Here is a 13,745-nt window from a genome sequence, read left to right on the forward strand (position 1 = left end):
CAACGATCAAACTCACGGAGATCAAACCCATGAACACTTCCCTTTCATCAGCCGTCAAAGGCCTGCACCTGAACCTCGACCGCGTCGGCAACTGGATCGCGCCCCTCACCCTGCGGCTGTTTCTGGCCTGGGAGTTTTTCGAGTCTGGCCTGGAAAAATGGAACGGCCAGAACTGGTTCGCCGACATCCAGGACCGCTTCCCGTTTCCCTTCAACCACGTTCCCGCCACGCTGAACTGGGAACTGGCGATGTGGGCCGAGCTGATCTGCGCCCTCACCCTGCTGGCAGGCCTCGGGACACGGCTCTCGGCGATTATTCTCGTGGTGGTCACGGTCGTCGCGACTGCTGCCGTCCACTGGCCGGCTGATTGGTCTACATTGAGTGAACTTGCCCAGGGTTATGCCATCAGCAACAAGGGCCACGGCAACTTCAAGCTGCCGTTGATCTACCTCGTAGCCCTCATGCCGTTGTTGTTCTCGGGGGCCGGCAAACTCAGCATGGACGCGTTGTTGGCTCGACTCTTCTGGCGGCGCAGTCACCGCTGAGACGCCAGCGTCTCGATACCCCATCCAACTTATGTAAAGGAGCCATCATGAGCGTAACCAGCCAATGGATCGAAATCAGCAGCCCCGAAGGCAGCTTCGGCGCTTACCTGGCCATCCCCCACACCCGTAAAGGGCCGGGGATCGTACTGATTCAGGAAATCTTCGGGGTCAACGAGCACATCCGCTCGGTCGCCGAGCAATACGCCGCCGATGGCTATCTGGTCATAGCGCCGGATCTGTTCTGGCGCCACGGCCACCGTATCGAACTGGGCTACGACGAAGCCGGCTGGAAACGCGCCGTCGAATTGATGAACGCCACCGACCGCTATAAAGCCCAGGCTGACATCAAACTGGCCATCGATACCCTGAAGACGCATACCGGGCTCGACGGCAGGATCGCCTCCATCGGTTACTGCTTCGGCGGCATGCTGTCGTACAACACCGCAGCCAACGGTTTCGTCGACGTGGCGATCGCCTATTACGGCGGTGGCATTCAGAACCAACTGGATCGGGCCGGTGAAATCAAAGTGCCGCTGCTGATGCACTTTGGCGAACAGGATAGCCACATCCCCATCGACGCCGTGAAGCAAATCGCCGAGCGTTTCGAGTTCAACGACGATGTCGATATCGAGGTGTATCCGGGGGCCGAACATGGTTTCAACTGCTCGCACCGTGACAGCTACAACCAACGGGCGGCGGCCGAGGCGCATGGCAATACGTTGATCTTTTTAAGTCAGAACCTTTGATAGCCGAGGTTGGCGCTATCAATACTCGATGAGTATTCAGCCCGGAAACCAGCATGGACAACCTAGCAAAACCCAGACCAGCCTCACTGCGTATCCCCTCCACGGTCTGGGCCCTGGGTTTTGTCAGCCTGTTCATGGACCTTTCGTCAGAGCTGGTGCACAGCCTGTTGCCGGTATTTCTGGTCACTACTTTAGGCGCCAGCGCACTCACCGTCGGGGTGATCGAGGGCATCGCCGAGGCGACCGCGATGGTGGTCAAGATATTCTCCGGCGCCATCAGCGACTTTATCGGCCGGCGTAAAGGCCTGCTGTTGATGGGCTACGGTCTGGCGGCGTTGTCGAAGCCGCTGTTTCCCCTCGCGCACTCGGTTGATGTGGTATTTACCGCGCGCTTTCTGGACCGCATCGGCAAAGGCATTCGTGGCGCGCCGCGCGATGCGCTGGTCGCCGATGTCGCCCCCGCCGAAATCCGTGGTGCCTGCTTCGGCTTACGCCAGTCGATGGACACCGTGGGGGCGATTCTGGGTCCGGTTCTGGCGATCGTGCTGATGCTCTGGCTCGGGCAGATCCATCTGGTGTTGTGGTTTGCGGTGATCCCGGCGGTGATATCGGTGGCGCTGATTGTCGGTGGAGTCAAAGAACCAACCGATGTCGCCGGGAAACACACCTTTCGCTCGCCTATCCACTGGAAGGTTCTGCGGGAGTTTTCCCGGGGTTACTGGTGGGTGGTGATCGTCGGCGGGCTCTTCACGCTGGCCCGTTTCAGCGAGGCCTTTCTGGTCTTGAAAGCGCAGCAGACAGGCCTGACGGCCACTTGGGTGCCAATGGTGATGGTGGTCATGTCGCTGCTGTATGCGGTGTCGGCCTACCCTGCCGGCTGGTTGTCCGACCGGATCAGCCGCACCAAGTTGCTGTGTGTCGGCATGGGGCTGCTGATCCTGGCGGACCTGCTGCTGGCGCAAGCGGATTCAATCATGACCATGCTGGCGGGCGTAGCCCTGTGGGGCCTGCACATGGGCTTCAGCCAGGGCATTCTCGCGACGCTGATCGCCGACACCGCCCCCGAGCATCTCAGGGGCACGGCGTTCGGCCTGTTCAATCTGATCAGCGGCGTGTGCCTGTTGATCGCCAGCGTACTGGCTGGCGCGCTATGGGAAACCTCGGGCTCCGCCAGCACTTTCATCGCCGGGGCGGTGCTGGCGGCTGCGGCGTTGGCGTTGCTCCTGTTGCGCAAGTCCTAGTCCTCGATCGCGGTGAACCCGCGTTGCAAATCCTCGATCAACGCGTCGACATCTTCCAGGCCAATGTGCAACCGCAGCACCGGGTTCAATGCGCGATCTGCCGCACTGTTGCGATCCTGGGTGTCGGCGACGGTGACCAGGCTTTCATAGCCGCCCCAGGACGCGCCCAGACCAAACACCTGCAACGCATCGATGAAGCGCTCTACATACGTAGCGTCGGCATCACGCAGTTCGAAGGACAGTAAGCCGTTGCTGCCCGTGAAGTCCCGTCGCCACAGTGCATGGTGGGGATGATCGGCCAGCGCCGGATGGAACACCCGTTTCACCTGCGGTTGCGCTTGTAGCCAATGAGCGATTTCCAGGGCCTGGCGTTCGTGCACCTCCAGGCGTGGCGCCAGGGTTCGGGCGCCGCGCAGCACCAGCCAGGCGTCGTCGGGGCTGACGGCGCTGCCAAAGGTGTCGCTCATGGACGCCAGCGGCTGCCAGACTTCTTGTCGGGTACAGACGCTGCCCATGACCACATCGCTGTGGCCGCACAGGTACTTGGTCAACGCCATGATCGAGATGTCCGCGCCCAGAGTCAGCGGCCGGTACAGGTAGCCCGAGCCCCAGGTGTTATCGACGGCCAGCAGAATGCCTCGTGGTTTGCACAGCGCGGCGATGGCCGGCAGGTCGCAGAGTTCATACAGCAGCGAGCCGGGCACTTCGGTGTAGACCATTTTTGTATTGGCTTGCAGTTGCCCTTGCAGGCCGCTGCCGTCAGGCGCGAAGTAGCCGACCTGGATGCCGAACGGCCCAAGCAGCTCCCGAGCCAGACGCCGCACGGGCGCATACACCGCGTCGGTAATCAGCACATGATCGCCGGGCCGCAGGTAGGCCAGGAACGTCTGCGCCACCGCCGCCAGCCCGGTGCCAAACAAGCGGGTGCGATAACCGCCTTCCAGCTCCGTCACCAGGTCTTCCAAGGCAAAAGCGGTCGGATTGCCCCGAGCGCCATAGCTCAGCACCCGCTCCCGGTCACGGCGAGCACGGGCATCGCGCATCTGCGCCAGGTTGTCGAACAGCACCGTACTCAAACGAGTGACGGGCACGTTGACACCTCGACTGCCACTGCCCTTTTCGGTACGCGCCGCCTGCACTAGACGGGTACGCACCCGCGCATCACGAGTCGCTTGAGACGGCGCGCGCAGCGGTTTCAGGCTGGCGATTTCGTCTGCGCTCATTTGCGCCAACAGGCCGATTTCCCAGGCCAGGTACTGACGCGCCGCGTCCTTGTTGCCGGCGTGGCGATCATGGGTAAAGAACAGAAAATCGATGCACTGCTGATCGGGCGGCGTATTGGCATCTTCTTGCAACGCAAAACCCGCCTCGCGCCAGGCGTCAACGCCGCCGCTCAACAGCCGGGTTTGCGCACGTTGAACATCGGGCAATTCCAGCGCCGCGAACGCTGCCAGCTGCGGGTCATCGGCCAGCAACACCAGGGGTCGCTGTTCACCGGCCACTTCACTTGCCAGCAACGAACGAATCGACCAGCGTGAGCCGGCGATATGACCTTTGCGGAAGGTCATGCTCGGGCGCAGGTCAATCAATGCCACCGCGCCATCCTTCAACGCATCGGCCAGGGCTTGCGCGGTGGTCACGGGCAATGTTTCGTGAACGGATACCTCAAGCGCGGGCAATGCCAGACCGCTACTCACCCCACCTTCCAGCACATAAGCTTCATGCCCCAACTGCCGAAGCCAACTGGCAACGATCGGCGCCCGTATGCCATCGCTGTCGATCAGCACCAACCGCGCCTGACGCACGCCGATATACAGGTCGGTAGACTGAATCAACTGCCCGCCCGGCGTGTGTTGCGCACCGGGCAAACTCCCGGTGACAAACTCCTCGGCGGTGCGCACATCGCACAGAAACAAACTGCGTGCGGCCTCCTCGGCCCACTGCTCGACCTGCGCCGCCGTAACGGTGTTTACCCCGGCCCGTGCGGCCAGTTGTGCCGCGGCGAGGCGTTGTTGCGGCAAGGTCTTGGATGACACCTCATCGGCATAGCGGCGGGTGCTGCCATGTTCCAGCCGGAAATCTTCCAGGTACCAGCCCTGCGTACCGTTTTCCAAGGCGTAGACCGGATTCTTCAATCCCAGATTGATCAGGGTCTGGGCGCCAATAATGCTGCGGGTTCGACCGGCACAATTGACCACAATCGGCGTGCTGTCGTCCGGCACCAGATCCTGTACGCGATAGCCCAGCTCGCCGTTCGGGCAGCAGACAGAACCGGGGATGGTCATCTTGCGGTATTCGTCGAACGGCCGACCGTCCAGCACCACCAGAGGCTCGCCCCGGGCTTGCCATTCAGCCAGCTGCCTGGCGGTGACATGCGGTGTATCACTGGCCTCTTCCACCAACTCGCCAAAGGCTTTGGACGGCACATGCACACCCGCGAACAGTTGCAGGCCTGCCGCCTGCCAGGCATCGGCACCGCCGTCGAGAATATGCACGCAGCTGTACCCCAGCGCCTGCAAACGCCGAGCAGAGCGCACCGCGATGTCCCCGCCGTTCTGGTCATAGATCACCAGCCGCACCTGAGGATTCGGCGCCAGGCGTCGGACCTCCAGCTCCAGGCGACTGTAGGGCAGGTTCACCCCGTGAAACAGGTGAGCTTCGCCATATTGGCCATGCTCACGCACGTCAAATAGGGCAATTTCCTGCCCGTCGAACAGCCATTGCTGCAGTTGCCCTGGGGTTACGGTCTGGCTCATGTGTAGGCCTTGATCGACGGCGCCATTTGCGAGGCGTTGTAATTGAGAATGCGCCCGTCGGCCTCGACCCCATAACGGCCATTGAGCGATTCCAGCGGCAAACCGTACAGGTGGAAATGCAGGGTCGGCTGCTCGCCTTCGACACGGATGCCATGCAGGTCTTCACCGAGAAACGAGATCGACGTGCCGGGTTGCACGATCACTTCTTTTTCCAGGTGCAACGTGGTGAACCCAGGCTCGCGGCCCTCGTCATCACGGGTGTAGACGTAATTGATTTCCTGACCTTCGATGGCGCTGATGATCGCCCAGGTTTCGTGGTTGTGCGGGATCGTACTTTTACCCGGCAGCAATGAGTTGAGGTACAGCGTCGGCGTGTCGCCATCGTCGTTGAGGCGGTAGCGGAACGCGGTGCTGCCCTGCCCCGGCACGGGCGCCGGGAACGCGTCGAAATTGAACAGATCACGGCGCTCGGCCAGGGTTTCGAGCAAGGCGACGATCTCCGTCAACGCGGCGCGGTCGACGCCACGCTGATGGATGACGCGGATTTTCTTGAGGAAATCCTCGATGACGGCGGCACGGTTATCGGTACTCATGAACAGACTCCTCGGTATTAGACGGACAGGCTGTAGCGGCTCAGGTTACTCAACAGATATGGATCGTTGGCGACACGGGGACGGCGTCCCGGATCGCCCAGGGCGTGACGCAGAAACTCCTGGGTCCGTTCGCTGGTGGGGTGCTGGAAGATCTGCTTGGCACTGCCGCGTTCGACGATCACACCGTTTTCGGTGAAGTAGACGATGTCGCTGATCTCTTCGGCAAAACGCATTTCGTGGGTCACCAGCACGCAGGTCATGCCCTCTTCGGTGAGTTCGCGAATCACCGTCAGCACCTCACCAACGGTTTCCGGGTCGAGGGCAGAAGTCACCTCATCGAACAGAATCAGTTCCGGGCGCATGGCCAACGCCCGTGCAATCGCCACCCGCTGTTGCTGACCGCCGGAGAGTTGCCCCGGATAAGCATCGGCCTTGTGCTCCATGCGCACCTTGGCCAGCAAGGCGCGGGCGTCTTTTTCGGCCTCGGAGCGGTTGCGCCCCAGCACTTTGCGCGGGGCGATCACCAGGTTCTCCAGCACCGACAAATGCGGAAACAGGTTGTACTGCTGGAACACAAACCCCACACGCTTGCGCAATTCGATACGCTGGCTTTCCTGGGCCAGGGTGTGAACCTCGGTGGCGCCAACGCGGATGCTCCCGCGCTGGGGCTGCAACAGGCCGGTGATGCAGCGCAGGATCGTCGACTTGCCGGAGCCGGACGGGCCAATGATCGACACGGCCTGGCCGCGATGCACGTCGAGGTCTATGCCCTTGAGCACCGGGTTGCTGCCAAATGACAGGTGCAGGTCGCGCAGGCTGACCAAGGGTTCGGCGACGGTTTCAGTAGAAGGCATAACGTCGCTCCAGGCGTTGGGTGAGTCGGGAAATCGGGTAGCAGTAAGCAAAGAACAGCACCAGCAGGCTCAGGTAAATCACCACAGTGAAGCCGGTGAGGTTCACCGTGTTGCTGGCGATTTGCGCGGTGTCGATCACGTCATGCACGCCCACCAAAGACGCCAGTGCGGTGCCCATGGTGATCACCGCGTAGAGGTTCATCCACGGCGGCAACATGCGTTTGAAGCACTGCGGCAGGATGATCGAGCGGAAAATCTGCCCGCGAGTGAAGGCCAGGGATCGCGCCGCTTCCCACTGGGTACTGGGGATCGAGGCGACGGCACCACGGAAGATCTCCGCAACATTGGCGCTCGCCGGCAACGCCAGGCCAATCGTGACCTTGACCCAGTCCGGGAACGCGACATAAGCGCTGCCGATGTGGATCTCGAACGGGAACACATAGGTGGTGAAATAGATCAGCACCAGCCACGGCGCGTTGCGAAAAATCTGCACCCAGATCCGCGCCGGCAAGCGCAGCAGCCACAACGGCGACAACGTCAGGGCACCGACCAACAACCCCAGCAACGAGCCCAGCCCGATCGCCACCAGACTGATCAGAATGTTCTGGCCAAACCCGACGACCAAGGCTGGCGACCATTGCAGCAAAGCCTTGAGTACCGGGCTGTGCGGCGCGAAATACACCAGCCAGAGCACGGCCCCCACCAACAGCAGCAACTTGCCGACATGCCGACGCGGCCAGGCCAGCGGCGCGGTGACGGACGATTCAATGGCCATAACCGGGCATCCTCAGGCGCGCTTCGAGCAGGCGCCCCACACAATTGACGGTAAAACTCAGCAGGCCGAAAAACGTCAGGATCAGAATCATCAGCTCCAACACGTTATCGCTCTGGGTCCAGATCATGATCGCCGCGTAGGTGATATCGCCGACGGCGATGGCCGAGGCGACGGCGGTCATTTTCACCAGGTCGATCAGATTGTTGATCAGCGATGGCAAGGCAAAACGCAGGGCCAGCGGCAGTTGCACATTCCACAACAACTGGCGACTGCTGAACGCCAGCGAACTGGCCGCCTCGATTGTCACTGCCGGCACCGCTTCGATCCCGGCACGCAAGGCTTCGGCATGAAACGCACCTTTGTGCAGCGAAATCACGATCACCACCCAAGCGAACGGCGTCAGCGGGTTGGCCGCGCCGACGGCCTGGGTCAGCAGCATATTCAGCACCAGAAATGCGCAATACAGCTGCACCAGCGTCGGTGTGTTGCGGGTGACTTCGACAAACACCCGAGCAGGTTTTGTCAGCCAGGGTTTACCCGAGGTCAACATCGCCGCCAAACCGACCCCCGCCAGCAGGCTGCCGACGATGGTGAACAGGCACAGCAGCACCGTGGTCAGCGCGCCCTTCTCCAGGGTTCCGCGCTGATAAGCGTCCAGCAGAAAGCCGTAGTTCAGGCCGAATCCGGCGGCCCAGTGGACGAACAGTTCCAACAAATGACTCATGGTTCGCCCCGCAATTGCCTGCAGGCTTGAGCGATGCGGTATCCGGCTTCGACTACGGTGTCAGTCGCCGTGGCAATGGACAGGCGAAACCACGGCGACAAGCCATAAGCGCTGCCCGCCACGCCGGCCACGCCCTCTTCCAGCAAATACGCGACGACGTCGGCATCGCTTTGCAGACGTCGACCGTCCGGGCGATAGCGCCCCAACAACCCGGCGCAGCGCACAAACACGAAGAAACCACCTTGAGGTTCGAGCACTTCAAGACCGTCCACTTCGCGTAAGGCGCTGACCAGTGAATCCCGGCGTTGTTGATAGGCCGCGACTTGCGACCGCAAGAAATCCAGTCCACCTTCGAATGCCGCCAATGCGGCGGCTTGTCCGACCGAGGAAGCGCCCGAGGTGGATTGCGATTGCACCACGGTCATGGCCTGGGTCAGCGCTTGCGGTCCGGCGCCGAAACCGATGCGCCAACCGGTCATGGCGTAGGTCTTGGACACCCCGCCCACCAGCAGGCTGCGCGCCTGCAAATCCGGCGCAACGTTGAGCAGGCTCTGGGCAGGCAAACCGTCGAAACGGATATGTTCGTAGAGCTCATCCAGCAGAATCAGCACGTGGGGATGGCGCCGCAGCACCTCGGCCAGGGCGCGCAGCTCGGCCGCGCTGTACACCGCGCCGCTGGGGTTGCCGGGGCCGTTGAGGATCAGCCAGCGAGTCCGTTCGCCAATCCGTTGCTCCAATTGTTCGGCCGTCAGTTTGCAGCCCTGCGCCAGCCCGCATTCGATAAACACCGGCTCGCCGCCATTGAAGCGCACGCTGTCGGGGAACGACGGCCAGTACGGCGTTGGCACCAGCACCTGATCGCCGTCGTCGAGGGTGGCGGCAAAGGCATTGAAGATGATCTGTTTGGCACCGTTGCCAATCACGATCGATTCCAGCGGATAGTCCAGCTGGTTTTCCTGCTGGAGTTTGCGTTGCACCGCGATGCGCAAGGCCTTCACGCCCGGTGTCGGCGTGTACTTGGTGGCACCGGCGGCGATGGCGGCATAAGCGGCCTGCTTGATGTGCTCCGGGGTGTCAAAATCCGGCTCGCCGGTGGTCAGGTCGAGGATGTCGCGACCAGCCTCGCGCAATGCCGTGGCTTGAGATTTCGCGGCGGCATTGGCCGACAGCGAGACGCGCTGTACGCGTTTGGACAGACGAAGCGTCATGACTGACTCCCCTTCAAAACCTTGCCGGGGTTCAGCAGATTGTTCGGGTCCAGCGCTTGCTTGATCCGGCGCATCAGGTCGAGTTCCACCGGGCTTTTGTAGCGCCCTAGCATGTCCCGTTTGCGCTGGCCGACACCGTGCTCGGCGCTAATGGAGCCGCCGTGAGCGTGGGCGCTGTCGTGCACCAGTTGGCTGAGTGCTGCGTAATGGGCCATGTGCGCCTCGACCGTTGAGTTGTGCGGATGGGCGACGTTGTAATGCAGGTTACCGTCGCCCAGATGGCCGAAGGTGTAATGCCGCACACCAGGGAAATGGCGCTGCAACAGCGCATCGGTATGGGCGACAAATGCCACGACCTGGGAAATCGGCACCGAGATGTCGTGCTTCATATTGCGACCGGCACGCTTCTGCGCCTCGCTCATGTTCTCGCGCAACAGCCAAAACGCCTGGCTCTGGGCGAGGCTTTCGGCGATCAGCGCATCGGCCAGCAGGCTCTGCTCGTAGGCCTCGCCCAGTACCTGTTCAAACGCTTCGCGGGCATGGCTTTCGCTGTGGTTATCGGACAATTCCAACAACGCGAACCAAGGCTGACGGGCACCGGAAAAGGGTTGTGGGCCTTCGGGAAATTGCTCGCGCAGCAACGCAAGGCACCCGGCACTGAGCAGTTCGAACGCGGTCAGGCTGGCACCGAAACCGGCGCGGGCATGGGACAGGAACGTCACCGTTTGGGCCAGCGAGTCGAAGGCCAACAGCGCTGTGGCCTGGGCCTTGGGCAACGGGAACAGTCTCAGGGTGGCGGCGGTGATGATGCCGAGGGTGCCTTCGCTGCCGATGAACAGGTCGCGCAAGTCGTAGCCGGTGTTGTCCTTGCGCAAACCGCGCAGGCCATTCCAGATGTCGCCCTGGGCGGTGACCACTTCCAGACCAAGGGTCAATTCGCGGGTATTGCCATAGCGCAGCACCGCCGTGCCACCGGCATTGGTGCCCAGATTGCCGCCAATGGTGCAGCTGCCTTCGGCGCCCAGGCTCAGCGGGAACAGGCGCCCGGCATCGCGGGCGACGCCCTGAATGGTGTGCAGAATGCAGCCCGCCTCGACGGTCAGGGTGTCGTTGTCGGTGTCCACTGCCCGAACGCGATTCATCCGGTCGAGCAGCAACAACACCGCGCGGCCACTGGCGTCCGGAGTCGCGCCGCCCATCAGCCCGGTGTTGCCGCCCTGCACCACCACCGGCGTATCGCAGGCCACGCACGCGCGCACCACCGCCGCAACTTCTTCGGTGCTTGCCGGGTGCACGGCGGCAATCACCTGCCCCACGTAACGGCCCTGTTTGTCGGTCAGGTACGGCGCGGCCTCTTCGCTGGTCTGCACATGACGGGCGCCGAGCAGTTGCTGCAAGGCCACGAACAACGGTCGACTCATGACCGCACTGCCAGCGGTGCCGCGTTGCGGTATTGCTCGTGCAGGTCACGCAAGGCTTGCGACGGTGCCATGCCCGTGCGTTCGCCCAATTCGATCAGCCAGCCGCTGCGGTGCCAGTCGCGCACGATGGCATCCAGCTTCGCCTGGGTATCGTGCTCGCCCTTGCGTATCCAGATCACCGAGTTCGACGGGATCAAGTCACCCGGCAGCGGAATTTCATACCCGGCCCACTCGGCATCGCTCAATAAGGTATGCATGGTCGGGCTGACATGCACCGCCGCCACGCAGCCATTGCCGCGCAACGACAACAGCGATTCGGACTGGCTGCGAAACGCCTTGATCTGCGCGCCGTAGGTTTCCTGTAATGGCTTGATGAAGTTGCTGCCCTGGGACACGCACACCGGTTTGTCCTTAAAGTCGCTCCACTGGGTGATACCCGCACCCTTGCGAATCAACGCGGCGCCACCGACTTCTTCATAGGGCGTGGGCACGTAATCGAGAATCTCGGCGCGTTCTTCGGTGAACTGCATATTGGCGATCAGGATGTCGACCTTGCCCTGCTGCAGGAACTGCACCCGGTTGGGTGCCAGCACCGAAACAGTCTGGGCCTCGACACCCAGCGCCTTGGCGATGCCCTTAGCCAGTTCGACGTTGTACCCCAGGTGTTCGCCGGTCTTGGGGTCGAGGGTGCCGAACGGCGGACCACTGAGCATCACCCCGACGCTGATCGCGTGGCGTTGTTCGATCTTGTCCAGCGTGGCATCGGCCTGAGCGAGGCTGGCGCCCAGCACGGCGCATCCTGCCAGGCACAGCATGGCCAGGCTTCTAGCGGAAAAATATCGGTTCATGCACGACTACCTTGAACGACCGCCGAATCCGTCGGCGGTCTATTGAAAACAATGAGGTGAACCGCTCAGGCGCCGTTGGCCTGGAACTGTTTCTGCAACTCCACCAAGGCCGGTGACGCGGGGGTAATGCGGTTGCGGGCCTGGGCGTCGATCAGCCAGCCGCTGCGGTGCAGTTCCTTGACGATGGGGTCGAGCCGGGCCTGGGTATCGCGTTCGCCAGGTCGGGTCCAGATCACCGAAGGGGCTGGGTTGAGCTCCGGACTCAGCGCCCGATAGCCCTGCCATTCGGCATTGTCAGCGATCAACGGGTTGATCAGCGTGGCGTCATGCACTGCCGCGACGCAGTTGTTGCCACGCAGCGCGAGCAAGGATTCCGACGAGCTCTTGAACGCCTTGATCTCCACGCCCAGATCAGTGAGCGGCTTGATGTAGCTGCTGCCCTGGGAGGTGCAGACGGGCTGGCCCTTGAGGTCTTCCCAACGGCTGATCTTGCTGTCCTTGAGCAGCGCCGCGGTACCGCCGACACGGTAGAAAGGCGTTGGCACAAAACCGAGGATCTCACCGCGCTCGGCGGTCCATTCCATGTTGGCGATCAACAAATCCACTTTGCCCTGCTGCAAAAACTGCACGCGGTTGGCGGGCAATACCGGCACCAATTGCACCTCGGCGCCCAACTGCCGACCCAGTTCCTGAGCGAGGTCGACGTTCAAGCCCCGAGGTTTCTGAGTGCCCGGATCGATACTGCCGAAGGGGCCGCCGGACAGTACGACCCCCACCGTCAGCACATGCCGTTGCTGGATCTTGTCCAGCGTGGCATCAGCCTGAGCCCCGGCACTGGTAGCCAATGAGATCAAGGCGCCCAGCATCACAGGCAACCATCGTTTTACAGGTGAGCGCTCAAGCAACATGGATTTCCCCTCATGGATGATCGGCGTTCCCCGACCTGATGAGGCGGCATCCTAGGTACAGTCCTGAAGTAACGGAAATTCAAATATCTAATATCGTTATAACTTGCTGTGTTTGCTCCAAGTAACAACCTTCACGACGCCCGAATTTACTGACGCCATCGACCTAAACACTAAAATATCGCCAAAAACACATAAACAAATGTAATGTTTATGTTTGCAGCCTTGATATAAAAACAGCCCCGGAAATGGCCATGCCGACCTCACCTACCCTCGATCTCGAATTACTGCGCACCTTCATTGCCGTGGTCGATCACCACAGTTTTGCCGAGGCCGGTGCGCAACTGGCCCGCACACAATCGTCGGTCACCCAGCACATGCAACGCCTGGAACAACAAGTGGGGGTGAATCTGTTCGAGAAGCGCGGGCGTCAGAAGCAACTGACTGAAGCCGGTTTGCAGTTGTTGCGTCATGCGCGGCAGATGCTTTCGCTCAACGACGATGCGCTGAATTCCCTGCGCGAAAGCAACTTGAGCGGTGTGCTGCGGATCGGCTCGCCCCATGACATCGCCGACACCATCCTGCCGCCGATCCTCAGCCATATCGCCCGCTCGGCCCCGCGCTTGCGCCTGGAGATCGATGTCGGCCGCAGCCCGTTTCTGATGGACGACCTGCACCGAGGCAAGGTCGACATGGTGATCTCCACCCGTGAAGACCCGACGCTCGAAGGCTTCGCCTTGCGCACCTCGCCGGTGTGGTGGATTTGCTCGGCGCAGTACATCCATACGCCCGGTGAGCCTTTGCCGCTGATTCTGGTGGATGAGCCGAGCATCTATCGTCGCTACGCCCTGGAGGCGCTGGAGCGCGCCAACATTCCATGGCGCCAGGCGTACCTGGCGTCGAACCTGATCGGCATCAAGGCCGCAACGCGTGCCGGGCTGGGCGTCACGCCCAGAAGCATGGAAATGCTCGGCCCGGACATGCGCGTGCTCGGCGAAAACGATGGCCTGCCACGGCTGCCGGACGTGACCTACCACTTGTGGATTCGACCCAATACCGTGAATCCGCTGGTGCGTCGGGCCTATGAGTTGATCAGGAGCAGTCGGGGGCTTTGACGCGGCCAATCATA

At 61.8% G+C, this 13,745-nt stretch carries 13 protein-coding genes; 4 read left to right on the top strand and 9 right to left on the bottom strand.

What is annotated here, in order from left to right; genetic code table 11:
- Positions 1-29: 29 nt before the first annotated feature.
- Genes LOY28_RS17570 through LOY28_RS17580 form a run of 3 tightly spaced genes read left to right on the top strand, consistent with a single transcriptional unit; the run spans position 30 to position 2,532 of the window.
- Positions 30-545, top strand: coding sequence for a DoxX family protein (locus LOY28_RS17570; RefSeq protein ID WP_018929764.1), 516 nt, complete (start codon positions 30-32; stop codon positions 543-545).
- Positions 546-592: 47 nt separating this feature from the next.
- Positions 593-1,291 carry a dienelactone hydrolase family protein gene (locus LOY28_RS17575; RefSeq protein ID WP_258612258.1) on the top strand — a complete coding sequence of 233 codons (699 nt, stop codon included), beginning with the start codon at positions 593-595 and terminating at the stop codon, positions 1,289-1,291.
- Between the two features lie 53 nt (positions 1,292-1,344).
- Positions 1,345-2,532, top strand: coding sequence for an MFS transporter (locus LOY28_RS17580; protein WP_258612259.1), 1,188 nt, complete (start codon positions 1,345-1,347; stop codon positions 2,530-2,532).
- On the opposite strand, the gene metC is transcribed toward LOY28_RS17580, so the two are convergent.
- The 9 genes from metC to LOY28_RS17625 form a co-directional block, all read right to left on the bottom strand.
- Positions 2,529-5,288 carry a cystathionine beta-lyase gene (gene metC / locus LOY28_RS17585; RefSeq protein WP_258612260.1) on the bottom strand — a complete coding sequence of 920 codons (2,760 nt, stop codon included), beginning with the start codon at positions 5,286-5,288 and terminating at the stop codon, positions 2,529-2,531. The two genes, LOY28_RS17580 and metC, sit on opposite strands and share 4 nt — an antisense overlap.
- Positions 5,285-5,881 (bottom strand): hypothetical protein, encoded by a 597-nt coding sequence (locus LOY28_RS17590; protein ID WP_064618368.1) that lies wholly within the window; start codon positions 5,879-5,881, stop codon positions 5,285-5,287. The genes metC and LOY28_RS17590 overlap by 4 nt, the downstream gene beginning before the upstream one ends.
- Positions 5,882-5,898: 17 nt before the next feature.
- Positions 5,899-6,735: an amino acid ABC transporter ATP-binding protein gene (locus LOY28_RS17595; RefSeq protein WP_258612261.1), complete on the bottom strand. Its 837-nt coding sequence runs from the start codon at positions 6,733-6,735 to the stop codon at positions 5,899-5,901.
- On the bottom strand, positions 6,722-7,510 hold the full coding sequence (locus LOY28_RS17600; RefSeq protein WP_111453457.1) for an amino acid ABC transporter permease: 789 nt from the start codon (positions 7,508-7,510) through the stop codon (positions 6,722-6,724). Before LOY28_RS17600 ends, LOY28_RS17595 begins: the two co-directional genes overlap by 14 nt.
- On the bottom strand, positions 7,500-8,234 hold the full coding sequence (locus LOY28_RS17605) for an amino acid ABC transporter permease (RefSeq protein WP_086946206.1): 735 nt from the start codon (positions 8,232-8,234) through the stop codon (positions 7,500-7,502). The genes LOY28_RS17600 and LOY28_RS17605 overlap by 11 nt, the downstream gene beginning before the upstream one ends.
- Positions 8,231-9,442, bottom strand: a complete 1,212-nt coding sequence (locus LOY28_RS17610) for an aminotransferase class I/II-fold pyridoxal phosphate-dependent enzyme (protein WP_258612262.1) — start codon at positions 9,440-9,442, stop codon at positions 8,231-8,233. Before LOY28_RS17610 ends, LOY28_RS17605 begins: the two co-directional genes overlap by 4 nt.
- Positions 9,439-10,863 (bottom strand): FAD-binding oxidoreductase, encoded by a 1,425-nt coding sequence (locus LOY28_RS17615; protein ID WP_028940218.1) that lies wholly within the window; start codon positions 10,861-10,863, stop codon positions 9,439-9,441. The genes LOY28_RS17610 and LOY28_RS17615 overlap by 4 nt, the downstream gene beginning before the upstream one ends.
- Entirely contained in the window at positions 10,860-11,711 is an 852-nt protein-coding gene (locus LOY28_RS17620; RefSeq protein ID WP_026286690.1) for a transporter substrate-binding domain-containing protein, read from the bottom strand. Before LOY28_RS17620 ends, LOY28_RS17615 begins: the two co-directional genes overlap by 4 nt.
- A gap of 65 nt (positions 11,712-11,776) precedes the next feature.
- Positions 11,777-12,619 carry a transporter substrate-binding domain-containing protein gene (locus tag LOY28_RS17625; protein ID WP_258612263.1) on the bottom strand — a complete coding sequence of 281 codons (843 nt, stop codon included), beginning with the start codon at positions 12,617-12,619 and terminating at the stop codon, positions 11,777-11,779.
- A 251-nt stretch (positions 12,620-12,870) separates the two neighbouring features.
- Between LOY28_RS17625 and LOY28_RS17630 the strand changes: the two genes are divergently transcribed.
- Positions 12,871-13,731 carry a LysR substrate-binding domain-containing protein gene (locus tag LOY28_RS17630; protein ID WP_258612264.1) on the top strand — a complete coding sequence of 287 codons (861 nt, stop codon included), beginning with the start codon at positions 12,871-12,873 and terminating at the stop codon, positions 13,729-13,731.
- Positions 13,732-13,745 lie beyond the last annotated feature (14 nt).

The organism is Pseudomonas sp. B21-017, assembly GCF_024749245.1.
Classification (GTDB): domain Bacteria; phylum Pseudomonadota; class Gammaproteobacteria; order Pseudomonadales; family Pseudomonadaceae; genus Aquipseudomonas.